The sequence below is a fragment of the Clostridium estertheticum subsp. estertheticum genome, assembly GCF_001877035.1.
GTDB classification, from domain to species: Bacteria; Bacillota; Clostridia; order Clostridiales; family Clostridiaceae; genus Clostridium_AD; species Clostridium_AD estertheticum.
Genome location: NZ_CP015756.1, coordinates 1,624,715 through 1,647,026, shown reverse-complemented (window position 1 = coordinate 1,647,026; position 22,312 = coordinate 1,624,715). Strand labels below are relative to the sequence as shown.

The 22,312-nt window shown below is 29.1% G+C and carries 30 protein-coding genes and 1 pseudogene; 19 read left to right on the top strand and 12 right to left on the bottom strand.

Annotation, left to right across the window (positions count from 1 at the left end; all coding sequences use genetic code 11):
- Positions 1-75: 75 nt before the first annotated feature.
- From A7L45_RS07675 to A7L45_RS07655, 8 genes are all read left to right on the top strand, one after another.
- Positions 76-297, top strand: a complete 222-nt coding sequence (locus A7L45_RS07675) for a helix-turn-helix transcriptional regulator (protein WP_439711244.1) — start codon at positions 76-78, stop codon at positions 295-297.
- A gap of 2 nt (positions 298-299) precedes the next feature.
- On the top strand, positions 300-443 hold the full coding sequence (locus A7L45_RS23150) for a hypothetical protein (protein ID WP_169829576.1): 144 nt from the start codon (positions 300-302) through the stop codon (positions 441-443).
- 167 nt (positions 444-610) lie between these two features.
- On the top strand, positions 611-1,129 hold the full coding sequence (locus A7L45_RS07670; protein ID WP_071612233.1) for a methyltransferase family protein: 519 nt from the start codon (positions 611-613) through the stop codon (positions 1,127-1,129).
- A 37-nt stretch (positions 1,130-1,166) separates the two neighbouring features.
- A complete protein-coding gene (locus A7L45_RS22525; protein WP_084647389.1) occupies positions 1,167-1,460 on the top strand; it encodes a flavodoxin family protein in 294 nt (97 codons plus the stop codon).
- Positions 1,424-1,648, top strand: a complete 225-nt coding sequence (locus A7L45_RS22520; protein WP_084647388.1) for a hypothetical protein — start codon at positions 1,424-1,426, stop codon at positions 1,646-1,648. Before A7L45_RS22525 ends, A7L45_RS22520 begins: the two co-directional genes overlap by 37 nt.
- Entirely contained in the window at positions 1,645-1,956 is a 312-nt protein-coding gene (locus A7L45_RS22515; RefSeq protein WP_084647387.1) for an EFR1 family ferrodoxin, read from the top strand. The genes A7L45_RS22520 and A7L45_RS22515 overlap by 4 nt, the downstream gene beginning before the upstream one ends.
- 404 nt (positions 1,957-2,360) lie before the next feature.
- On the top strand, positions 2,361-2,639 hold the full coding sequence (locus tag A7L45_RS07660; protein WP_071612232.1) for a hypothetical protein: 279 nt from the start codon (positions 2,361-2,363) through the stop codon (positions 2,637-2,639).
- A gap of 172 nt (positions 2,640-2,811) precedes the next feature.
- On the top strand, positions 2,812-3,648 hold the full coding sequence (locus A7L45_RS07655) for a methyl-accepting chemotaxis protein (protein WP_071612231.1): 837 nt from the start codon (positions 2,812-2,814) through the stop codon (positions 3,646-3,648).
- Positions 3,649-3,853: 205 nt separating this feature from the next.
- Here the strand turns inward: A7L45_RS07655 and A7L45_RS07650 are convergent, their stop codons facing one another.
- The 3 genes from A7L45_RS07650 to A7L45_RS07640 all read right to left on the bottom strand — a co-directional run bounded on the left by A7L45_RS07650 (position 3,854) and on the right by A7L45_RS07640 (position 6,479).
- Positions 3,854-4,321 (bottom strand): hypothetical protein, encoded by a 468-nt coding sequence (locus A7L45_RS07650; protein ID WP_071612230.1) that lies wholly within the window; start codon positions 4,319-4,321, stop codon positions 3,854-3,856.
- A 106-nt stretch (positions 4,322-4,427) separates the two neighbouring features.
- Positions 4,428-5,801, bottom strand: coding sequence for a HAMP domain-containing sensor histidine kinase (locus tag A7L45_RS07645; protein ID WP_071612229.1), 1,374 nt, complete (start codon positions 5,799-5,801; stop codon positions 4,428-4,430).
- A 12-nt stretch (positions 5,802-5,813) separates the two neighbouring features.
- Positions 5,814-6,479: a response regulator transcription factor gene (locus tag A7L45_RS07640; RefSeq protein ID WP_071612228.1), complete on the bottom strand. Its 666-nt coding sequence runs from the start codon at positions 6,477-6,479 to the stop codon at positions 5,814-5,816.
- 191 nt (positions 6,480-6,670) lie between these two features.
- Here A7L45_RS07640 and A7L45_RS07635 point away from each other — a divergent pair, with 191 nt between their 5' ends.
- The 3 genes from A7L45_RS07635 (at position 6,671) to A7L45_RS07625 (ending at position 8,671) form a co-directional block, all read left to right on the top strand.
- On the top strand, positions 6,671-7,189 hold the full coding sequence (locus A7L45_RS07635; protein ID WP_071612227.1) for a hypothetical protein: 519 nt from the start codon (positions 6,671-6,673) through the stop codon (positions 7,187-7,189).
- A gap of 277 nt (positions 7,190-7,466) precedes the next feature.
- Positions 7,467-8,183 carry a flavodoxin family protein gene (locus tag A7L45_RS07630; RefSeq protein WP_071612226.1) on the top strand — a complete coding sequence of 239 codons (717 nt, stop codon included), beginning with the start codon at positions 7,467-7,469 and terminating at the stop codon, positions 8,181-8,183.
- A 299-nt stretch (positions 8,184-8,482) separates the two neighbouring features.
- A complete protein-coding gene (locus tag A7L45_RS07625; protein ID WP_071612225.1) occupies positions 8,483-8,671 on the top strand; it encodes a hypothetical protein in 189 nt (62 codons plus the stop codon).
- A gap of 137 nt (positions 8,672-8,808) precedes the next feature.
- Here A7L45_RS07625 and A7L45_RS07620 read toward each other — a convergent pair whose 3' ends face one another.
- Complete coding sequence (locus A7L45_RS07620) at positions 8,809-9,150, bottom strand: hypothetical protein (RefSeq protein WP_071612224.1); 342 nt, start codon at positions 9,148-9,150, stop codon at positions 8,809-8,811.
- Positions 9,151-9,480: 330 nt separating this feature from the next.
- Positions 9,481-9,768, bottom strand: a complete 288-nt coding sequence (locus tag A7L45_RS23475; RefSeq protein ID WP_071612223.1) for a glycine zipper domain-containing protein — start codon at positions 9,766-9,768, stop codon at positions 9,481-9,483.
- A gap of 286 nt (positions 9,769-10,054) precedes the next feature.
- On the opposite strand from A7L45_RS23475, the pseudogene A7L45_RS23730 reads away from it, so the two are divergent.
- A pseudogene (locus A7L45_RS23730) lies at positions 10,055-10,240 on the top strand (alpha/beta hydrolase); the annotation flags it as partial.
- 130 nt (positions 10,241-10,370) lie between these two features.
- Here the strand turns inward: A7L45_RS23730 and A7L45_RS07605 are convergent.
- Positions 10,371-10,751, bottom strand: coding sequence for a DUF2085 domain-containing protein (locus A7L45_RS07605; RefSeq protein WP_071612222.1), 381 nt, complete (start codon positions 10,749-10,751; stop codon positions 10,371-10,373).
- Positions 10,751-10,936, bottom strand: a complete 186-nt coding sequence (locus A7L45_RS07600; protein ID WP_084647386.1) for an LITAF-like zinc ribbon domain-containing protein — start codon at positions 10,934-10,936, stop codon at positions 10,751-10,753. The genes A7L45_RS07605 and A7L45_RS07600 overlap by 1 nt, the downstream gene beginning before the upstream one ends.
- Positions 10,937-11,358: 422 nt before the next feature.
- Here A7L45_RS07600 and A7L45_RS07595 point away from each other — a divergent pair, with 422 nt between their 5' ends.
- The 6 genes from A7L45_RS07595 to A7L45_RS23140 all read left to right on the top strand — a co-directional run bounded on the left by A7L45_RS07595 (position 11,359) and on the right by A7L45_RS23140 (position 14,707).
- Positions 11,359-11,925 (top strand): DUF4256 domain-containing protein, encoded by a 567-nt coding sequence (locus A7L45_RS07595; RefSeq protein WP_151553330.1) that lies wholly within the window; start codon positions 11,359-11,361, stop codon positions 11,923-11,925.
- Between the two features lie 203 nt (positions 11,926-12,128).
- Positions 12,129-12,497, top strand: a complete 369-nt coding sequence (locus A7L45_RS07590; protein ID WP_071612220.1) for a hypothetical protein — start codon at positions 12,129-12,131, stop codon at positions 12,495-12,497.
- 120 nt (positions 12,498-12,617) lie between these two features.
- Positions 12,618-13,172 carry a hypothetical protein gene (locus A7L45_RS07585; protein ID WP_071612219.1) on the top strand — a complete coding sequence of 185 codons (555 nt, stop codon included), beginning with the start codon at positions 12,618-12,620 and terminating at the stop codon, positions 13,170-13,172.
- Between the two features lie 64 nt (positions 13,173-13,236).
- Entirely contained in the window at positions 13,237-13,704 is a 468-nt protein-coding gene (locus tag A7L45_RS07580) for an HTH domain-containing protein (protein WP_372445155.1), read from the top strand.
- 23 nt (positions 13,705-13,727) lie between these two features.
- Positions 13,728-13,868: a hypothetical protein gene (locus tag A7L45_RS23145; protein ID WP_169829574.1), complete on the top strand. Its 141-nt coding sequence runs from the start codon at positions 13,728-13,730 to the stop codon at positions 13,866-13,868.
- 263 nt (positions 13,869-14,131) lie between these two features.
- Positions 14,132-14,707 (top strand): hypothetical protein, encoded by a 576-nt coding sequence (locus tag A7L45_RS23140; protein WP_071612218.1) that lies wholly within the window; start codon positions 14,132-14,134, stop codon positions 14,705-14,707.
- 126 nt (positions 14,708-14,833) lie between these two features.
- Here the strand turns inward: A7L45_RS23140 and A7L45_RS07570 are convergent, their stop codons facing one another.
- The 5 genes from A7L45_RS07570 to A7L45_RS07550 form a co-directional block, all read right to left on the bottom strand.
- Positions 14,834-15,907, bottom strand: a complete 1,074-nt coding sequence (locus tag A7L45_RS07570; protein WP_071612217.1) for a 4Fe-4S binding protein — start codon at positions 15,905-15,907, stop codon at positions 14,834-14,836.
- A gap of 119 nt (positions 15,908-16,026) precedes the next feature.
- Entirely contained in the window at positions 16,027-16,971 is a 945-nt protein-coding gene (locus A7L45_RS07565) for a flavodoxin domain-containing protein (RefSeq protein WP_071612216.1), read from the bottom strand.
- A gap of 83 nt (positions 16,972-17,054) precedes the next feature.
- On the bottom strand, positions 17,055-18,569 hold the full coding sequence (locus A7L45_RS07560; protein WP_071612215.1) for an ABC transporter permease/substrate-binding protein: 1,515 nt from the start codon (positions 18,567-18,569) through the stop codon (positions 17,055-17,057).
- Complete coding sequence (locus tag A7L45_RS07555; protein WP_071612214.1) at positions 18,566-19,546, bottom strand: ABC transporter ATP-binding protein; 981 nt, start codon at positions 19,544-19,546, stop codon at positions 18,566-18,568. Before A7L45_RS07555 ends, A7L45_RS07560 begins: the two co-directional genes overlap by 4 nt.
- A gap of 112 nt (positions 19,547-19,658) precedes the next feature.
- The gene (locus A7L45_RS07550; RefSeq protein ID WP_071612213.1) at positions 19,659-20,087 is read right to left on the bottom strand and encodes a hypothetical protein; all 429 of its coding nucleotides are present in this window, start codon (positions 20,085-20,087) and stop codon (positions 19,659-19,661) included.
- A 401-nt stretch (positions 20,088-20,488) separates the two neighbouring features.
- On the opposite strand from A7L45_RS07550, the gene A7L45_RS07545 reads away from it, so the two are divergent.
- Complete coding sequence (locus tag A7L45_RS07545; protein ID WP_071612212.1) at positions 20,489-22,225, top strand: methyl-accepting chemotaxis protein; 1,737 nt, start codon at positions 20,489-20,491, stop codon at positions 22,223-22,225.
- Positions 22,226-22,312 lie beyond the last annotated feature (87 nt).

The following is a 22,312-nucleotide window of genomic DNA, read 5'->3' as shown; positions in this document are numbered from 1 at the left end:
TTATGTTAAGATAAGAAAAGGTGTTAATATGAGTATAATTATATCGGATAGATTAACAAGGAGGTGCATTAATATTTGGCTAAGACAAAAATGTTTAAAACTAAAATTAAAGTTTTAAGAGCTGAAAAAGAAATAACCCAAGAGGAATTAGCTGAAGCAATTGGTGTTTCGAGAGGAACCATCCTTGAAATAGAAAGAGGAACATTTAATCCATCTTTAAAATTAACTTTTAAAATTGCTAACTATTTTGACAAGAAAATTGATGATGTCTTTGAATTTATTGAGGAGGATGATTAAGTGTGAATGATATAAAAATTATAAGTGAAGTAGGCATATGTTTATGGATTATATGGAATATGACAAGAAAAATATTGTTTGGTTATTCCGTTAGGCTATGTATTTTTCGCTTTGATTGGAACATTTATTATGGACTTTATTCTTAAACACAGAAAAAAGGCTTGTTAAATAACCTTTTTTAACTACGTAATCGTAGACTATTACGTCACAATTAATAAATATAAAAAGGTTAAATTAATATGAGGTATAATCGAATGACCACATGTAATGGTTGGAAGTAGTTATAAATTAAAGATATAGAAGGTGGGATAAAATGAATGCAGTTTTGACAGTAGTGCCAATTATACTTATTAGGTATGGGCTTTTAAGTATAGTAAATAAAGAAGCACTTAAACGTGCAGGTTTATTTGCTCCAGTAATTGGAAGAGAAAAAGTAGCATATTGGGTTTATCAAATTTCAACTACCCTTATTTTACTATATTTGTTATTACTTAAAATCAGGGTAGACTCTCAGTGGTTTTACATAGGTCTAATAACCTATAGTTTAGGAATTATTTTATATGGGATATCTATAATAAATTATGCTAAGCCTAAAATGAGCGGAATAAATTTAAATGGGTTATATCGAGTATCCCGAAACCCTATGTACATTGCATATTTTATTTATTTCTTAGGGTGTGTATTTCTAACTCAATCATGGATACTACTTGTGCTATTAATATGTTTTCAAATATCAGCGCATTGGATTATTCTTTCAGAAGAAAGATGGTGTATTAAGGAATTTGGAGAACTGTATATAAAATATATGAATAAAGTGAAACGTTATATTTAGATAGATTCCTATATTATTAAAAGAGAGGAGTATTGGAATGAAACCAAATGTATATTGTTTTGCAGGTACTGGAAATTCGTTGACAGTAGCTAAAGATATTGCAAAAGAAATAGAGGGCGTTCTTATTTCCATTCCTTATGTAATAGGGCATGATATTATTAAAACTGATGCCAAAGTTGTAGTAATAATATTTCCAGTTTATATGTGGGGGATACCTCTCATTATTGAAAGATTCATTAAAAATTTTAAGATATTAATGATAAATACGTTTATGCAATTGCGACACATGGTGGTATGCCTGGTGTTGCAATCAACATACTTGAAAAAGTAATAGAAAGTTGTAAAGGAAAGCTTTCGGCAGGATTCACCGTAAATATGCCTGGTAATTATGTGCCGAAATATGGTTCATTTCCCGAAGAAAAGCAAAAGGAATTGTTTGATAATTGGGATAAAAAAGTTAAAATCATTGCTGAATATATTAAACTAACAAGCAGGGTAAAAAAGAAAATAACAACATGATTGTAAACTTATTATTTTCAAATTTAATTTACAACCATTCATCTAAGAATATTGCTAAAATGGATAAGAATTTTTGGATTGATGAAAAATGTAATAAATGTGGTATATGCCAAAAGATTTGTCCTGTTTGCAATATTGATATGAATAGTGGAAATCAAATATGGAATAGTAAATGTGAACAGTGCTTGGCTTGTTTGCAGTGGTGTCCTCAAGAAGCTATTCAATATGGAAAGAAAACACCAACTCGTAAAAGATATCATCACCCTAATGTCAATATTTCAGATATTTTAAATCAGGCTAAGAAATAATAACTCTCCATATCTAAAATGGTTTTTAATACTAAATGTTATAAATTGAACAACCGATTAGATTAATGGGGTACCACCATCATTATGTGAATTTACAACGTTAAGCATTAACGTTGGTTGATTTCAGAAGTTTTTAATTGTTAATATCTAGGAATAAGTGATGGACGAAATGTTACATACCAATATCAATTATTTGTATTAAGTAGCATTTATTAATTGTTTTTGCTTCTGGTTACTTGTTTTTAATTCTCTTATACAAAAAAAATTTTAATCAAATAAATTTGTTCAGAAGCAATTTATTACGACGTAACATTCTTTTATTCCGACACAATGATGTGTTAAACTACTTATATTATTGTTTAATTTATTTAAAATAATATTTAATTACAGAGGGGGTACAAAAGATGAGTAATTTTGATGAATTTATCATAATTGATAAGAAAGAATTAAAAAAATGGAGAATCATTGGTGTAATTGTATACATGATTTGGTTTTTCTTTGGTGGAGAAATAATAGAAGGTGTAGGTTTTTCTATTGAAGGGCTTGGTTTTATAATGTATGTTATTTCATACTACATCCCTTATTTCTTTTTAGAACGTATATTATATAGACCAACCTTCTTTGAAAAAATTTATGGTGTAAAATGGAGTAAAGAATCAGAGGCTCGTATTCATAGCAAATAGATATATTTGATTTAGAAAAAGTTGAATATATAAAATGTTTTTCATCTTTTAGCATCTATATAGCAGCTCATATTTTTATTCGCCATATGAAAATCATGGTAATTATAGTATAATTACCTATTGACCGAATAAAATATATGCTAGTTATATAAAGAAAAGGAGCGAAATGCAAATGCAAAAAACGATTTGTGATAATGAACTATTAAATTCGTTTATTAATGTGTTAACTTATTTGCCATGTTTTTTTGACGATGATGTATCTTTTGCCATAACAGATACAGAAACATTTTTAAAAGTACAGTATAATTCAAACTTGAATTTGAGATCAGGGGAAGGTGATAAAGTTCCTGAAGGGGGAGCAATTCTTCTGGCTATGAAAAATGATAAAATACTTATTAAAAATGTGCCAAAAGAGGTATATGGTATTCCATTTAGATCATATGCAATTCCTATTCATAATGAACATAATAAAGTTGATGGATGCGTTGTTATGGGTAAAAGTTTAATAAAAACAAATGAATTAATAAATATTTCTCAAACTTTATCCTCAGCACTTAGTCAAATATCAATTGCTATTAATGATCTTTCAGCAGGAGTACAGAATGTAGTTACCATGAATGATGATATATCTTCAAAAGTCCAAGAGGCTAATGATAACTCAAAGAATACAGATGAAATTCTTAAATTTATTCAAACAATATCATCTAAAACAAATATGTTAGGGTTAAATGCTGCAATTGAAGCTGCAAGAGCTGGGGAAGCCGGAAGAGGATTTAAAGTAGTCGCAACAGAGATTAGAAAATTGTCAACATCAACAAGTGAATCAGTTAAAAAGGTAGATGATGTATTGAAGAACATTGGTGCTTCTATAAAAAACATAAATGAAAAAATAAGTAAATCTACTAGTATATTTGAGGGTCAAGTAGCAACACTTCAAGAAATAGCCGCATCCCTCGAGGAATTAAATTCAACAGCTCAATTGATGGAAAATATATCTGGAAAAATTTAATTTTTAGGAGCACAAAGAAGTAAGATATCATTAATCCATGAGATATTATTCTCATGGGTTACTTACTATCGATTAATATAAAAACATTTTGCTTTAGATTGATGATAAGGAGATGAATTTTGTGGATAAATGGTATCATAAAAATATACTTAAACCATAGTTTAATTTCTTATATCCAATCTATGATAACTATAGTATTTTAATTTTATAAATCTTCCCAATTATCTATAATATACCATACACCATTTTTATTTTTAACAGTAAATGTATTTGTAATACCATGTGAACCACTCTTTGGACCTATTTGTATATTTTGCAAATCCATTATTTTAAGTGAATAAATCATTTTGACATAGACTACACCATTTTTATATCTTCTTGAATCTTCCTTTAAAGTGAAATCTATTTTATAAGGTTTTTTTCTATTTAAGTCTCCATATTGATATATATTTATCCTTTTAAAAACTTGCGGTGACATATGTTTAGACAATTCATTGGTATATCCTTGCCTTGTCAAAAATCCTTCCTTTACTACTGCATACGTATCTGTACTTGAAAACCATCGAGGTGTAAATTTGGTGTAACCATAGGAACTTACAATACATAGGCATAGTATAATTCCTATACTTAATATTATATTTTTTTTACTGGTTTTTTTTACTTTATCAAACATATACGTCTCCCTTTTATTGTAATTTAAAAGATTTTATATAATATAATATTTCTTTTATATGTTATTTATAACATAATTTCCAATTAAAAGGAAGGTAAACATATTTTTATTTCATAATGATCACTATAAAAGACACACCACTATCTTCATTCTGAGCCTTTATACTGCCATTGTACATACTTACTATTCTTTTTACAATATCCAGACCCAAACCAAAATTGCCTTCATTGCCCTTGTTAAAAGCCCAAAATATATTTTCAAGCCTATCATCAGGAATTTTTTCACCATCATTATATATAGAAATGTACTGCTGTTTATCGTCTTCATATATATTTATCCTAATTAGGGTTTTTGCATATCTTAATCCATTTTCTATTATATTTTCAAAAACAACAGTCCATTGCTCTTCGTCGCCGATTACCCTAATATCTTCAATTTCAATCTCAAATTTAATACCTTTCTTGTTATAAAAAAAGCTTTCAATAATTCCTTCGGCTAAATCCTTGATGTTTGTTTTTTTAAATTCATTCTTATACTTGGACATATACTTGATTTTGGTTAAATAAAGTAGACCATTTACCCTCTTTTGCATTTTTTGGGTTTCATAATCAATAACTTTCATTGTACTTTTCAAATCTCCCTTTGGGTAAATTCCGTCTTCTACGGCATGCGCATAGCTCCTTATTACCATTAAAGGTGTCTTTAAATCGTGGGACGTCTTCTGTAGCATCGTCTGTTCATATTCATCCTGCTTAACGAGTTCTTTTCTCATCTCCTCAATGGATTTCGAGAGTTCCCCAATTTCATCATTTCTGTCTATGTCAATACTTTCATGCCACTGTCTTATACCTATTTTTTTTACCCTGCCTTGCAATTCCCTTAGAGGTAACACCAGCTTTTGAGCCATATATTTTGCGCCTATAAGACATATGATTAATGCAATAATCATTACAGAAAATAGCCTACCTATTAAACTCGTATACAAAGAATTTCTGTATGTATCCCACATATAGGATATTTCGAAATTCCCTTTTTTATTGATCCCAGTTGCTCTCATTACATATAGTATTCTGCCAGAACTTGTGCTTTGAGCATATCTTTGAGTGGTGTTAGTTTGGCTCTTCACTTGTTTTTTTAATTTCTTAAGGAAATACTCCGCTTCAATATTATCTGGTATAATTTTTTGTATTTTCACTATATTTGTTTCAGATTTATTATAATTTAATCTCATGTGTTTTACAGCACGGATGTCATTACTTACTGTAGCCGTATTCTCCTCTTCATTAAGGTCATATCTACCTGTACTCTTTTGGATTAATTTCTCTTGAGACGCTTCAATAGTTATATATATCTCATTGGTAAAGAACGATCTTATTGTTAATGAAAAATATACTGATAATAAAACAAACACAATTATAATTACTAATGTGAATATAATCCATATTTGTGTAGCCAAGGGGCGATTCTTTAGCTTCTTCATAATAAGTCCTTTCTAACAGGATAACCTGTATCCATGTCCATATATGGTCTCTACCTTTAATTCAGGAATTTTCTTTCTAAGTCTCCTGACCAAATCATCAACTACTCTGTCACTTCCAAAATAGTTATCTCCCCATAGGTCGTTAATTATCTGCGCCCTTGTGACTGCTCCACCTTTCTTATTTATTAAAAGTAGTAACAGATCGAATTCCCCTGAGGTCATAGATACTACTTCATCATTAAACTTTACTAATCTCCTATCTATATCAATAGTATAACCTTCAATAATTAAAACTTGCTTAACCTTATCATTGTTATAAACTCTATTTAACAATTTTTGTACTCTTATAACAAGTTCTCTTGGCATAAATGGCTTTGCGAGATAATCATCACTGCCCATTTCAAGGCCAATAATTCTATCAATATCTTGATCTCTTGCGGATATAAATATGACAGGAACATCTTTATTTTTTTCCTTTATTTCTTTTAGTAGCTGAAATCCATCTATATCAGGAAGCGTAATATCTAGCACCCATAAGTCAACGTCGTTATCTATGGCATTTCTTGCGGATTGTCCATTTAGAAAAGTGGTAACCTGTAAGCCCTCATTTTGAAGATAAGATTTCAATATATCGTTTAAGTTTTCTTCGTCCTCTACCAGATATATTTTATAACTCATAGCTTTATAAACATCTCCTTTTAATCAATTACCTTCTACAAGTATACCAAATAAAACCTTTTAAATACTAATCACGTATAATATGTGTATGATTCACACAATTTCACATAATCATTTAACTGTTATACCATATTTTGAGTATATAATTAATCTTATAAACAAATATATTAAATATTGGAGGAATAAATATTATGATAAAAAAACACATATTAGGCGCATTAGCCCTATCAATGTTAATACCACTTGGTGTAAGTGCTCAAACATTAACAACTAAATCAGATACTAAGGCAGCAGCTACAACTCAAAAAGATCCTGCTAGAGTCCCTTATGCAAGTCAAATAAAATTAGAAAAACAAACTATTAAGACTAACAATAAAACTAATCAGACAATTAAAGCTGCTATAAAAGGGAAACTTGTTCAAGTTAAAACATTAATAGCCCAAGATAAGACTAACAAAACTTTAAAAGCTAAAAAGGACGCTTTAAAAGCTGAGCGAGCTGTTATCAAAGCTGACAAAACTTCATTAAAAGGTATTACTGTAAAATTAGTTGCTGATAAAAAAATCGCTAAAACTGATGTAACCAACAAAAATTATGCGGCTTTAGTAAGCGACCTTAATAATATAGCTTCACTACAAACAAGTGAAACACCAATATTACAAAAATTAAGTTCTGATTTAGATACATTAATAAGTTCATTAAGCAAATAATAGAAATTAAACTCAGTTCTAGATTAATCAGCCATAAAAAGCCTAGCAATTACGCTAGACTTTTTATCTTTTGTACTGTTATTTTATAAAAATTAAAGCGATTGTAATCCAAGTACCAATTGAGTAAGATTCAGATTGAGACTATTTCTTATTATAAAAAAATTGTAATAGTTCTAAATTTATGGTAATTATGGTATGATTATATATATTGTTAGTCGGAACTGTATTTTAATACGAATTAAAGGCTATTATTATATTTGGTGAGGAAGTGAATAATGTGAAAATATGCGTAATACATGGAAGCCAAAGGAGTGGTAATACAGAAAGAACCATAGAAATAGTAAAAACAAAGTTGAATTCTCTTGAAAATAATGATTTTTTTAATTTTTATTTACCAAAAGACTTACCGTTATTTTGTTGTGGGTGTTTTCAATGTTTTGACAAAGGAAGTTTTGGAGGTGAAAGTTGCCCTCATATTAAATATACTCATCCTATTTTGGAAGCAATGAAACTTTCCGATGGTATCATTATAGCTTCCCCTGTTTATTCGTTAGCTGAAAGCGGACAAGTTAAAGTTTTTCTTGATCATTTCGGGTGTATTTTTATGAGTCATAGACCATTACAAAAAATGTTTTCTAAGACTGCTCTTGTAATATCTACAACGGCTGGTATAGGCACAAAATATGTGATAAAGCCAATAGAAAGAAGCTTAAGATACTGGGGAATTCCAAAGGTATATAAATGTGGTTTAACTCTACGGGCAAAAAATTGGAATGAAATGCCACTCAAAAAACAAAGTAAATATGAGAAGCGTTTGGTCGAGAAATCATATGGTTTTTATAACTCAATGAAAAATAAAAAAGTTTATATCCCGTTAAAAACAAAAATATTGTTTAGGATATTTAGAAGTCTTATGAGTAGCTATTCGGATGGTCATAAAGATAAAGAATATTGGAGAGAAAAAGGTTGGTTACAAGGAAAAACACCTTGGTAATATTTGGATCAAAATCCTGTTTGCAAATAAGTCGTTTTATTCTTTAATGCTACAACAATCGTAATTGTGCTATAGATGAATAGTTGTAATCAGGTACGAACTTATTTTAATAATTATGTTGGAGGTAATGTATGATTATTGAAATCAAAAGAGTGAAAAATTGAATAATATTTTAGATTGATAAATCTAATGGTTTTATTCACAATCTTTATATTTTATGACGGATTGGTAAAAAATGATGCAGAAATATTTATCAATAAGGGAGACTAAAAAGTGGAAAATAAGAGGATATAGTTGGTTTGTTAGATTTTGTAGATTTTAAAATATTAATACCACTTATGTTAATATGTACAGGTTCTCAACAATTATTTATTGGATTAAGATTTTATAAAGAAAACAAGAAAATAAAAGTACAACATATGTTATGTAACAGTGGTTACTTCGTAGTTACAATTTTTATAATATTAAAAATATATCACTTTGTATAAATATAAGAATATTTCGCAGGATAAATATATATTGTTACTAATTAGATAACAACCAAGAAATGATAACTAACTTTTTCTACTTGAAAAAACTATTAAAATTGAGAGTACAGGTAACATTCTATTTAATCTCAAAGATATTAATTATTTTTATTTAAAAAATCGTTATACGAATCATCAAATAAACGACTTACAATAACCATACTCACTATACTAACCCACGTGCCGATATTAAATAAATTGTTAAAGAAAATAATTATTAAGCAATATATAAGGTCTATAAATCCTAGTATAAAAAGTTTTTTTCCATAAAATTTTAAACATTCTCTTTCATTAACTATGGTGTATTTCTTATTAATCTGCTTAATTTTAAGACCATTAATACATTTGAATATATTAAGATAGTAACTAGTTCCAATTAAACATAACAAGAAAAGGACTAATAATAAGAAAATCAAAAACATAAAATCCAAAGTATCCATGATAAATCCCCCTTCTTTTATAATAATATATATTGTATAATTAATTTATAATATTATTCTACCCTCATAATAGTGTTGCAGCGTAAACTAAAAAAAATATAAGTAGATTTGTCCACCTATATTGCTCAATGCAAAAAATCAGTATAGCACTATTTAGCTATTAACCTAATGATTTTCTTCTAATACGTCTATATATATAAGCACAAATAGCAAATATAAGGACAATAAATCCATCAATAGATTTAGAAATATGCAATATTTTTATATCAAGTAGTATATATAAACATGCCAATAAAAAATAAATGATATGTTTATATAATAACCGCTAATTTAGAATAAATAACCAATAACTTTAGGTGTCAATAATATAAGAATCACACCTATAGTACACACTACACCTACCTTAATTAAGTCTCTTTTTACACCCTTTGTATTTTTGTCCATTAGTTCACCAGTAACTATTCCAATAAGCATACCCAATCCAGCTCCAATAGCTATATTATTAAATAACACCCCTAATCCAGCTCCAAGTGGTAATCCGATTCCAATTCCAGCACCAAGATAAGAATTTTGGTTGTTTTGATTTTTATCATCTTTAGAATTGTTATTATTATCCATATTTGACCAACTTTCTCCAACCTTATTTAGGTTACTGCATATTTTACTACATATCTATTTTTTCAAATTTATATTCATATTTTCTCATAATATACCCCTATTATATAAATTATCTTTGATGTACATTATTGTACGATGTCGTCTTAACTAATAGTAATTATAACATGTTTTTATATGTATAATTATCTTTTATTTGTAAAACGTGGTATATTTCGATTTTTCAATACCGTATTATTCAATTTTCAAAGAGCACTATTCGTATTTTCAATTTCAATAGTTACGTTCAACTCCTCTGCCTGTATTATATTTTCTACATGGAAGAAGTGGCGACGAAAATATAATGTTTGAAATGGGCATAAACACTAAAGCTGATCAAATCATAAAAAATGGTGATATTAAGCCTATGATAATTGTATGTCCAAGAATTAAAAACGGTATGAGATTGAATTCGTCCTTACTCTGTAAAGAAGTATCTTACCTTTAAAAGTAAAATGGCAGTATCACCACCAATTGGTTTTTTATACTGAATGACAGTCTTCATACCAGCATATCCCTTTTCTATCATTTCATTTTCAACGCCCTGGCGAAGCAGAGCAAAAATCCTATAAACGTATCAATGCCAATAAAAATTTAAATATATTAAAATATAAGCCCATAAGTCCTATACCAGCAATATTACCAGTAATAAATCTTCTGAAATTTGTGGATTCCTTAATTTTAAAAAATTGAATTAACCAATCACATAACATAATAACCAAAAATAAAAAACAAATATATAATTTTAAAACTGTATTTGTTAAAAAGAATGGTATTGCAATAATTTGGCCCAAATAAATACCAGTACACCTTGCGCATACTGGAAATTGCATATCAAAAAAGCGAAAACTTCTTTCAGGCATCTGATGACATCCACCTGCAGCTCCTAGCTTGTAAAGAAATAGCCATGTCTTTTTAATATAATTTGGATAATCAATGAATTTCATCAATTCAATACATGTCCACAATTAGTACAAACTCTTTTTATTTTGCTTTTTCCCATACCGCAAAGTCCGCATAATAAACCTACCCACCCAAAGATTATGAATCCACAGCATCCTCTCCCTGCCCCAAAACCCTTTGATTGAGATACTACTTGAATATTTTCACTCCCACAATTAGGACACGCCACGACAAGTTCCCCCTTAAAATTGCATCTTGTATAAACTATTCTACATCTAGTAAAAAAAACCTTTATAATTCTCAAATCAATTCAATTTTTTTCCTAATAATTTGTCAATGAGGCTGCCTATGCAATTACTTATATCTTTTGGAATAAACGCCAACGGATAAGATAAGATGAACGATGAACATCTATATTTTTCTTCACCTCCTTATCATGTTTTAGCTGAACCCCCTTACATATAATGCAGGTTGGTATAGGGTCATATAGCTAAATCTCTATCCTAATTTTTTATATATAAAGGTAATTGTTAACATATAACGATTATTGATGATAAGAAACCTCTGAGATATAATATTTTATATGTTGTATTATAGTATTTTAGAGAGATAATAAATAATATAAAAACTTAATTACGAGGAGGTTTCATTTTGGAATATAAAAAAAGGGAGTTGTCACCAGAACAACGTGAAGAACTACTCAGAGCATTGAAATCCCGTTTTGAGAAAAATATGAACCGCCATAAATCTATTGAATGGGCTAAATTAGAAGCGAAGCTGGAGGCTAATACTGAAAAACTGTGGTCACTCAACGAAATGGAATTAACTGGCGGTGAACCAGATGTTGTTGGTCATGATAATAAGACGGGCAAATACATTTTTTATGATTGCTCAGCGGAAAGTCCTAAAGGCCGTAGACATATTTGTTACGACCGTGAAGCACTGGAGTCAAGGAAAGAACATAAACCGGAAAATAGCGCTATTGGTATGGCGGCTACCATGGGCATCGAGCTTTTAACGGAAACCCAATATCGAGATCTGCAGAAACTTGGAAATTTCGATACGAAAACATCGAGCTGGTTGAAAACACCTTCTGAGATTAGAAAACTCGGTGGTGCCATATTTGCTGATTTCCGCTATGGCAATGTCTTCGTTTATCATAATGGTGTGGAATCTTACTATGGAGGCAGGGGGGTTCGTTGCTCCATCAGGATCTAAATTTTGAACAAACAACGAAGTTAGGTGTTCCTTGTTGCATGTTACGTAGACGAAGCTTTTATAAAACCTCAACAATCCATTATAAAGAAATTGTAAATGTGATAAATTTATGGTAATTATGGTATAATCCAATATATAATGTTATATCAAAATTATATTTAATGTTGATGTAACATTATATTTTGTTTTAAGGAGGTGTAACCATGAACAATATTAATTCATCGAAAAAAATCTCAATAATATGTTATGGAATTTCTGCCTTGATTTTTGGGGCAATTTATATTTTTGGAGTATTTCTGTCTAAGGGTGATGAAATGGGTTATTGTATGCTTAATTTTTACATTGTAATGCCTTTAACAACTCTAATTGTTTCCCTTATCATTAGTATAAAAAAAGGTTATTTATTTTGGTGTTATCCTGTATTTGTTGGTCTGCTCGGCATAATAATTCCATTTGCAGTATTTAGCACATTTGAAATACTAAGTTTATTTTTTGCTTTTTTTCCTGCATTAATTGGACTTATAATTGGCATGATTATCAGAACTAAAACAAAAAAATATGCAATAAATTAAAGTTATGAACAGAATAAAAGTTCAAGACAAGTACCCCTATATCTAATGATATTGTGGTGCTTGTTTTAAGTGTATATCAATATTAGGAAATAAGAATAATGAAGGGAGGATTTCAACTTAATGATAAAAAGAATATTGTTAGTTACTTTGGTTAGTTCAGTATTAATTTTAAGTTTTTCTAGCTGTAGCTCTAAACCTTCAAAAAGTTCCGAGTTACCTAAGGTATCCCCTCATATCCAATCTCAAACTGTATATGATAAGAGTATAAGTTCTTCCAAAAAATTGACTGCTAGCTTTAAAATATCACCAACTAATAAGTCATTTCCTGATGATTATGCTGGCAGCTACCTAGACAGTAAAGGATTGTTACATGTCAATTTAGTCTCAAATAAGAATTTAGAAACTTATAAATCAATTGTTAATAATGATAGTGTCATTTTTTCTCTTCAAAAAACTTCACTTAACTCTCTTCATAATATACATGTATTATTAGAGGATTATATGACAGAATATAAAATAACCGCGATTGGTACTACGGAGCAAACAGATACAGTTGATATACGATTAAAAGATATTAATAATGAGGCAGCTATCCTTAATATCGTTACTAAAGCAGGATATAATCGTAATTGTATTAAATTTGATGTAAACACCAAAGATATACCAGCTCTATAGCTGAATATATACAATCAAATATTGAAAAACATTTAAAATTTTATGGAAGTAAAGGTGAATATATATGGATATGGATATGGATATAGATATTGTAAGACAAAGTGTAAGTAAAAATATAAATCAGACTGATTGTATTATTAGGGGAGACATACAAAATATGATTAAAAATTTTAAAATCGAATTAAAATCTTTGAGTAAAATAACTGGAATAGATTATGTATGGTTAAAAGATTTTATGGATGGAAAAAATAATTCAAATATTCCCGAGCCTGCATATTTATCAAACATGATTTATATGCTATCTGATGGGATATTGATGATAAATGAAGACGATAGAATTAAAGGAGTAATCGATGTATTAATAAGTGAGTTTGAAATCAAATACGAAACTTTAGCGATATATGCAAAACTTGAGTTAGAGGATGTTCAAAATTTTATGGATGATACAAAGTCCATTTCCATTGAGAAAAAATATAAGTTATCAGTAGCAGTTCTATTTTTGCATTATTTATTTAAAAGATTACCTAATTAATTCTTATACTATGGGTAGGCTTTATGGAGCAAACAGATACAGTTGATATAAGATTAAAAGATATTAATAATGAGGCCGCTATCCTTAATATCGTTACTAAAGCAGGATATAATCATAATTGTATTAAATTTGATGTAAACGCCAAAGATATACCAGCTCTATAATCAAAGCGTTTCTTATACATTATGAATATATATTTTATGATGAACTTGTAATATATTATTTAATAGTAATTTCATTTTTATTATTTGTAGTAATTATCTCTATTTATTATTTATGACACAATTTTATTCTATTTCGTCACAAGCAACCCCAATATCAATTAGATTTACCTTTGAGCTTTATTTTTTCATTTAAAGTATATTTCCATACATTTATCCTAATCATAATTAAGTAATAAAAAAATTTACATGGAGGATGGATAAAAATGAAAAATACAAAAATTTCTTTAACATTAATTAGTGTTAGTATGACTATTTTACTATTTACTGGCTGTAATATGAGTAACTCTACTAAAGCGCCAATGAATAATACTAATAGAAGCAACCAAATTAATAAATCTAACCAATCTATGTCAACAGCATCAATGAAAAAACTTTATTCTAATACTCTTAAGGAACTAGTTACTGCAAAAACAATAACAAATACCCAATCGAAAAAGGTACTTTCAGCAATAACAAAGAATATGTCACAAGGTTCAGTCACAAATAATAGTAATGTAGCAACACCTAATACAGGAACAACGGGAACACCAGGAGCAACAGGATCCACAGGTACAACAGAATCAACAAGGACACCAGGTACAAAAGATACAACAGGAACAGGAACAGTAACAGGAACAGGCACAACAAATTCAACAAACCAAACTGAGACAACAAATAACACTAATGTAATTAATGGATTAAACTCATTAGTTAAAAGTAAAGTAATTACTCAAGTGCAGGCTGATACAATACAGCAAAAAATTCAAACAAACTTGGAGAATATACAAATTAGTAAATAAAGATACTGCTTAATGTAATGATCTATATCCACAAAGTAAACAAATACGTATATTGTACCAAAAAAGAGTAATATAATTTACATATTACTCTTTTTTTAATTTTGACAACATAAAATAAGAAATTTCTTATTTTATCTTATTTAATATCCAATTTGAAAATCTGGTTGAATAACCCAATGTTTTAACTGGGCAAGCATCTACACAGTGCCCACAGCCAACACAACGAATATTTATTACATCATCACCGCTTTGAGCATTGGCCTTAATATCAATCGACATTGGGCATGCTAAATTGCATTGGCCACATTGTATACATTTTGACTTACTTGTAATAATTCGTTGACCAGCTATTTTTCCAAGGAAAGATAAGACTGTTCCTAATGGACAATAATAACAATAACCTCTACCAATAAAAGCCACCCAAAAAAACATTGCTATCATCAGTTCCGTAGTGAGATACTTATAATTTTCAATTTTACTAATCATCTGGAAATTTCCTGATATTGGTGTTCCTAATAATAACAAAATCCACCAAACAGTAAAAAACACTGAAATCAATAGAAACAACCATCTTAAAACTGAAAAAATTTTAATTACTATTGGATTTATTTTTTTATTTTTCCCAATTAGAGGAATTACCGGATCAAATACTTCCGAAGCAAACCCATTAAACAAACATAGGGTTGAACATTGCAATCTCCTGCCAAATAATAAGGTTCCTACTAAAACAACACTGCTGACACAGACATAAAATATAAGCGCAGCTGATATACCAGCTTCTCCCCAAATTGGATAGCTACTAAGATAAAAAGACGATTTTGGAAATAGTAGCTGTAATGGTATCGTTGTCCACGGCAATGGCATGGCAAAGAAATATAATTCTTTGTTATTAAGGAGTATAGGAACAGTAATATGTACGATTAGTGCAGAAACTATAAATCCAATTAGGTTTCTTTTTCTCATTACTGACCTTTTAGAAGTTCCAATAATTCTAATTGTAAGGAAACTACCAATAATTATGAATAAAGTTTTTACCCAGTTTTCATAAAATTGCCAGAGCCACGTTATAAATGATGCTACTTTGGGTGTGGCTCTACTTGCATATCCATAATTTAATCCAGCTATTAAAATACATAAGATTATATATATCCAGAGAATAGCCTTTAGAATTCTAAATTCAATATTTTTATTAGATTTCATCAATTTTTAACCCCCTTAAATATCAATGAAATTAACTTAAGCATTATTTTTTTGTATCCCATATCCTTTTTTTCTAAAGGTTGCATTGTACGTGTTATTACATCAAAGGGTAGCATACTTTAACATGTAAGCACTTGTTTAGAGTTAAAGTTATTTTTCTTAAAGTCGGCATTTAGGAACTCAAATTTTTGTGGTATAACCTTAATTAGATATAACTCTATAGGTAATTTTTCTAATGCACTTAATTCAATCCCTTTTGATTTAAATACTTCAAAATATTCTTCACTAAATGAGGGTACTATTATAGCTAACCCTGATATCTGTAACCCTTTTAAATCTTTCATGCTTTTATAGTTATCAGCTATACTCATAGATACAGTTTTATTTTGAAGAATTCCTTTGAATTTCATTCCGCCCTCTGTAATTATATAAAAGTTACCCTTATAATATTGATACTCTATTGGTGTACATCTTACGAATGTGCCTATTCCTGTTGCTAATGCACAAGTATTATGATTTATTATAAACTTTTCGATTTCTTTCGCAAGTAAATTATTAGGCATTTTTAAACTAGGTGTTTTCATGATTTTCATAAATTTTTCAGCCACCGCTATTACATTTTCTGTTTTAAAATTTCCACACTCTTTAACTGGCATACCTAATTTTTCACTAAACATTTTAATTGAATTATAATCTTCTTGTGAGAGCTTGTTAAGGCGTAATTCCCCTTCTACAAACTCAGAAATATCTTCAGTTCGTTTTAATAATGTTGCAAAATCCATTAATTGTTTTGGAAAATCAAAATTAGATATTCCTACACCTATAATACCTATTTTTTTAATACTAATCTGCTCTTTAAGTACATCCACATAAGATTTAATCATTTTTGCAGTATCATAAGCATAAAATCCAAAAACAAAAATAATATTTTGATAATATTCTAAGTTTTTTGGAGCTTTTTCTACAGTACATAATTTAGTATTACCAAGTATATAAGCTACAATCTCTGCTGTCTTTTTTGAAGTACCATACCTACCTTCATAAATTATTAATGTATTTAACATAATTACCCTCCATTAACTTGCTTATTTCCTAGATATTTGTTTTTACATCTATCTTTATTATATTATACGCTAGTTATAATATGCTATTTTAATAAGCCTTCTTTTTTAAGGTACTCTTTTGCAACTTCTAAGGCTGATTCACCTTTTACATTAACCTCATAATTCATATTACTCATTTCATTCTCTGTAATCTTGCCCGCTAATTTATTCAATGGCTTACTAAGCTCTGGATAAATCTGGAGTGTTTTCTTAAGCATAAGTGGTGCACCTTGATATGGCGGGAAAAATTGTTTATCATCTTTTAATACTTTCATATTATATTGTGAAAGTTCACTATCTGTAGAATAAGCATCCACCAAGTTAATATCACCAGCTTTTATGGCGGTATAACGCAGTTTAGGTTCCATAGTTTTTATATTATCAAAATTCACTCCATAAGTCTTCTTAATACCTTTATACCCATCTTCCCTGTCAGTAAACTCAAGTGTAAATCCTGCTTTAATTTTATCCTGCACATTTTTTAAATCTGATATATTATTAATGTTGTGTTCTTTTGCAAAGCTAGCTGGTACTGCAATAGCATAAGTATTATTGTACTTCATAGGTTCTAGAAGTTCCATACTAAATTTTTTATCCATTCCAATACGTGCCTGCGCGTATACCTGATTTGGAATATGGCTTTTTGCTTTCTCTTTTACAAATGTTTCAAGTGCTGTACCTGTAAATTCTGGATATATATCAATATCTCCTGATTTAAGAGCATTAAAAAGGAAGCTAGTTTTACCCATTCCAGGTTTTAACTTTACAGTAAGATTTGTTTCATCTTCAATCATTAGTTTGTACATATTAATTAGTATTTCAGGCTCTGAACCAAGTTTACCTGCAATAGTAATTTCTTTCTTTTGTGCAAAAAAATATGGAGCAATAACAATGGATGCAATAATAATACTACCTAACGCTATAGCTATCATTGATTTTTTCAAAGAAACTCTTTCTAAAAAGCTCAGTAAAACATCAAAAATAATTGCAAGAAGTGCTGCTGCAATTGCTCCAACTAGGATCAAGTTATTGTCATTACGATCAATTCCAAGAAGAATCAGCTCTCCAAGTCCACCAGCGCCAATTAAAGCTGCAAGTGTTGCCGTTCCAATAACGAGTACCATTGATGTCCTTACCCCCGCCATAATAACAGGCATTGCAAGTGGTAATTGAACCTTAAAAAGTTGCTTACGTCTATTCATCCCCATACCTTCTGCTGCCTCAATTAATATAGGATCAATCTCTTTTATTCCGGTATATGTATTTCTAAGTATAGGCAAAATAGCATATATAACTAGGGCTATAACAGCTGGTACTTGTCCAATTCCTACAAGTGGAATAAGTATTCCAAGAATAGCAAGAGATGGTATTGTCTGAAAAATAGACGCTATCTGTAGTAACGGTCCTGCTAGGTGCTTATGTCTTGTTATATATATACCAAGTGGGACTGCAATAATTACAGCGATAAATATAGCTATAAACGAAATCTGCATATGTTCAAGAAGTGCCGTACCTAATTGCTGCCTACGCTGCATTAGTGTTGAAATTAGTGTATTCATGAGATTTCACCACCCTTTTCAAGTTTTTGAGAGATAAATTTAATTAAGTGCTCATGATTTATAGTTCCAATAATTTCTCCCAAATGATTTACTGGGACGTCTTTCTCATTTTCCAATCGCTTAAGTAAGTTCTCTATAGATTCAGTATCAATAATACTTAAATTAACATCGCCTGATTTGTAAGAGTCACAAAATCCAGCATCTAGCATATCCTTTACTTGATAAGGCTTACTAAATATAGAAGTGTTATAAACATTACCCGACTTAAAAAAGTTCTTAACAAAATCATTTTTAGGGTTTTTCAAAATATTTGTTGGTGTATCACACTGAACAATTTCGCCATCTTTCATTACACAAATCCTATCACCAAGAGCTAATGCTTCTTGCATATCATGAGTTACAAAAACAATAGTTTTTTTAATCTTCTTTTGTAGGTTAACAATATCTTGTTGCAATTTTTTACGACTAATTGGGTCTAATGCACTAAAAGGTTCATCCATCAAAAGAATAGCTGGATCAGCTGCTAGTGCCCGAATTACTCCTATTCTTTGCTGCTCCCCACCAGAAAGTTCACTTGGCTTTCTATGACGATATTTATCAGGCTTAAGACCAACGCTTTCCAAAAGAGTTGTGATTCTATCCTTAATCTTACGTTTATCCCACTTTTTAAGTTCTGGTACAATAGCTATATTTTCTTCAATTGTCATGTGAGGAAAGAGTCCAATTTGTTGAAGTACATACCCTATGCCCCATCGTAATTCATGAATATTATATTCACTTATCTTCTTTTCATTTATATAAATTGTACCATCACTTAAATTTATCAACCGGTTTATCATTTTAAGTGTTGTAGTTTTTCCACATCCACTTGGTCCTATAATCACAAAAAATTCTCCTTTTTTAATTTCAAGACTTAAAGAATTAACTGCTACATTACCACTAGGGTAAATCTTTGATACATTATCAAATTTAATCATATAGTTTACTCCTTTATTATTCTATTAAAACCATCAAAAAAATAGTTATGAAGCACCAATTTAATAGTAAACCTCATAACTACCCTTATTAAACTCTTTTTAATAATATAAACTAACTTGTTTGTTTGCTAAGAATTTTAGGTTCATTTTTAATATAATCATTTATCATTTGTAAAGCATTTGGATTAATATATTTGATATCAACCAAATCTTTATCATCTATAACAATACCATTTTTCCATACACTATATAAATCTATTTTTATAAAGTTAAAATATTCCTCATTCTTGTTATACAATTCTTGTAAATCTTTATCGTTTGGAAATGCTCTAATACCATCATACTGAAGTAATATATTCATCATTTCACTTGGGCATAAATCAAAAGTCTTTTCAATACTGACAGCTTTAGTTTGCAATACTTTTATTAACTTCACTAAATCTTTTTCTGGTAATTCCGATTTAATATATAACTCCTCATTTTCTTTAATACAAGTATGGACTAGTTTAAATACACTGACTCTCTTTTGATTTTTTTTCATTCTCAGCCTCCTAAATGATAAATTATTGTAAGGTAAATTATACTTTGTGTAGCTCTCTTTAGTATTATTCAAAAATATAGTTAATTATTATATAATATCAAAAAATATAAAAAAATGTGTGAACTTTTTTTGAATTTTTTGATATTCCCAAAATAAATTTTTATAAGTTAACCTATATAACGTTAAAGGTTACTTAGATATAAGTATACTCAATTTATGGCAATTATGGTATGATAAAATATATATTTTATAACGAAATTGTAAATAAGTAAGGCATACCCTTTTTAAACGGATTGGTGAATTAGAAAAAGAAACCTAAGGAGGATTATTATATGCAATAATGGATCGTAATGAAAAGATATTAACAACAAAAGAAAAAGTATAATAATAGGGGTGAAGTTATGAAGAACAGCGGCATTAAAGGTAATTTATTACTTTTAATAATTTTTATGTTAATATTTATAATCGGGATGGGAGCTTTTACTTTTAATTCATTAAATAGTACAGCGAGTCAGGGTAGAAATGATGTAGCTACAGTAAATAAATATATTGCTTTAGTTGATAACTCTAGAAATATTCAAGTAACATATAAAAAACAAATACAAGCATGGAAGGATTTATTATTAAGAGGTTCCGATCAATCTAAATATGATACGTACCTTGCTCAATTTACGAGCTATAACAGTGAGGTATTATTAGGATTAGCGAGATTAAAGGCATCAATGGGTTCACTAGGAATAGATACGCCTCTAGTTGATAAGGTTTCAACCGAACTTGACCAACTTCAAATTAACTATACTACAGCATTGAAAAGCTATGACAAAACAAATAAAGAAAGCTACAAAATTGTTGATACATTAGTTAATGGAATGGATAAACCTCCAACTAATGATATGGATACTTTAGTTAAAACAATAATGGATAAATCAACTACCCAGATAGCGACTATCAATTTGGCATCTAAAAACAATAGTAAACAATTAGAATTATATTTATTTATAATTAGTATTATTAGCATTTGTCTAATTGTTTTACTTACACTAATGACATTACGGACTTATAAAAACATAGAGAAGTTTATAAAACAATTTCAAGTTCTTATGCAGAAAGCAGAAGATGGAGATCTTACCATCCAGGGAACTGTTTTTTCTAATGACGAATTAGGAATTCTAACTGTCCGATTTAACAAGTTTATAATTAATATTAAAACTTTAATTTTAGAAACAAAAAATATGAGCTACTTAGTTGCTTCTTCATCAAATGATATTCTTAAAAATTCCGATGAAACCGCTAAAACTTCACAACAAATATCAGAAACAATTTTGGACGTTGCGAATGGTGCAACTAAACAGTCTGCATTAGCTCAACAAAGTAACGATATGGTAGTTAGTGTAACTAGCGATTTAAATAAGGTCACTGAAGCTACTACTTATATGAAAGACTTAGCTACAGAAACAGATAAAATAGTTACACAAGGTATTTCAAGTATTAAATTTCAAAATAGTAAAATGCTAGATAGCAAAACAACAACTCAAGAGGTTTCATCATCAATATTAAATCTTTCATTAGAATCAGCTAAAATAGTAGAATTTGTTGAAATTATTAATGGTATTTCTTCTCAGACAAATTTGTTAGCCTTAAATGCTTCCATAGAAGCTGCAAGAGCTGGCGAATCAGGTAAAGGTTTTGCTGTTGTGGCTGATGAAATAAAAAAATTGGCTGAGTCATCTAGCAGCTCAACTAGTAAAATCCAAGAATTAATTAAAGCAATTCAAAATGGAATAAATGAAACTGTTTCAAAAATGGAAAAATTTCATTTATCTATGGAGGAACAAACTGAATCTATAAAAAACACAGAAAATATTTTTTGGAAAATAAAAGACTCAACTTCCAAGGTAAGTACTAAAATTATAGAGGTTTCAAATAAAACTCAGATTATTGATAAGAATTCAATTTCTCTTGAAAAAGCAATAAATAACATTTCTAATGTTATCGAGCAAAATGCTGCTGCAAGTGAAGAAGTCGCAGCTTCAACAGAAGATCAAGTTTCTTCTATCCAAGAAATAGCTCTATCCATTAGTAATCTTACAAAATCTTCAGATAAACTTAAACACTTTTTAGATAAGTATAAGGTTTAATAAATAACAATTAAAAACCATTTGAGCTTCAGGTGGTTTTTAATTGTATCTGAAAACCCTTTTACTATTATATTTTTCATATAAAAA

Bases quoted from the DNA above. Each gene is read 5' to 3' on its own strand.
- A7L45_RS07585 (WP_071612219.1), top strand. From the start codon at position 12,618: ATGATAAAAAGAATATTGTTAGTTACTTTGGTTAGTTCAGTATTAATT.
- A7L45_RS07565 (WP_071612216.1), bottom strand. From the start codon at position 16,971: ATGTTAAATACATTAATAATTTATGAAGGTAGGTATGGTACTTCAAAA.
- A7L45_RS23475 (WP_071612223.1), bottom strand. From the start codon at position 9,768: ATGGATAATAATAACAATTCTAAAGATGATAAAAATCAAAACAACCAA.
- A7L45_RS07545 (WP_071612212.1), top strand. From the start codon at position 20,489: ATGAAGAACAGCGGCATTAAAGGTAATTTATTACTTTTAATAATTTTT.
- A7L45_RS07640 (WP_071612228.1), bottom strand. From the start codon at position 6,479: ATGAGTTATAAAATATATCTGGTAGAGGACGAAGAAAACTTAAACGAT.
- A7L45_RS22525 (WP_084647389.1), top strand. From the start codon at position 1,167: ATGAAACCAAATGTATATTGTTTTGCAGGTACTGGAAATTCGTTGACA.
- A7L45_RS07670 (WP_071612233.1), top strand. From the start codon at position 611: ATGAATGCAGTTTTGACAGTAGTGCCAATTATACTTATTAGGTATGGG.
- A7L45_RS07550 (WP_071612213.1), bottom strand. From the start codon at position 20,087: ATGAAAAAAAATCAAAAGAGAGTCAGTGTATTTAAACTAGTCCATACT.
- A7L45_RS07555 (WP_071612214.1), bottom strand. From the start codon at position 19,546: ATGATTAAATTTGATAATGTATCAAAGATTTACCCTAGTGGTAATGTA.
- A7L45_RS22520 (WP_084647388.1), top strand. From the start codon at position 1,424: ATGCCTGGTGTTGCAATCAACATACTTGAAAAAGTAATAGAAAGTTGT.
- A7L45_RS23145 (WP_169829574.1), top strand. From the start codon at position 13,728: ATGGAGCAAACAGATACAGTTGATATAAGATTAAAAGATATTAATAAT.
- A7L45_RS07660 (WP_071612232.1), top strand. From the start codon at position 2,361: ATGAGTAATTTTGATGAATTTATCATAATTGATAAGAAAGAATTAAAA.
- A7L45_RS07605 (WP_071612222.1), bottom strand. From the start codon at position 10,751: ATGAAATTCATTGATTATCCAAATTATATTAAAAAGACATGGCTATTT.
- A7L45_RS07635 (WP_071612227.1), top strand. From the start codon at position 6,671: ATGATAAAAAAACACATATTAGGCGCATTAGCCCTATCAATGTTAATA.
- A7L45_RS23140 (WP_071612218.1), top strand. From the start codon at position 14,132: ATGAAAAATACAAAAATTTCTTTAACATTAATTAGTGTTAGTATGACT.
- A7L45_RS07580 (WP_372445155.1), top strand. From the start codon at position 13,237: ATGGATATGGATATGGATATAGATATTGTAAGACAAAGTGTAAGTAAA.
- A7L45_RS07570 (WP_071612217.1), bottom strand. From the start codon at position 15,907: ATGAAATCTAATAAAAATATTGAATTTAGAATTCTAAAGGCTATTCTC.
- A7L45_RS07590 (WP_071612220.1), top strand. From the start codon at position 12,129: ATGAACAATATTAATTCATCGAAAAAAATCTCAATAATATGTTATGGA.
- A7L45_RS07650 (WP_071612230.1), bottom strand. From the start codon at position 4,321: ATGTTTGATAAAGTAAAAAAAACCAGTAAAAAAAATATAATATTAAGT.
- A7L45_RS22515 (WP_084647387.1), top strand. From the start codon at position 1,645: ATGATTGTAAACTTATTATTTTCAAATTTAATTTACAACCATTCATCT.
- A7L45_RS07560 (WP_071612215.1), bottom strand. From the start codon at position 18,569: ATGAATACACTAATTTCAACACTAATGCAGCGTAGGCAGCAATTAGGT.
- A7L45_RS07645 (WP_071612229.1), bottom strand. From the start codon at position 5,801: ATGAAGAAGCTAAAGAATCGCCCCTTGGCTACACAAATATGGATTATA.
- A7L45_RS07655 (WP_071612231.1), top strand. From the start codon at position 2,812: ATGCAAAAAACGATTTGTGATAATGAACTATTAAATTCGTTTATTAAT.
- A7L45_RS07620 (WP_071612224.1), bottom strand. From the start codon at position 9,150: ATGGATACTTTGGATTTTATGTTTTTGATTTTCTTATTATTAGTCCTT.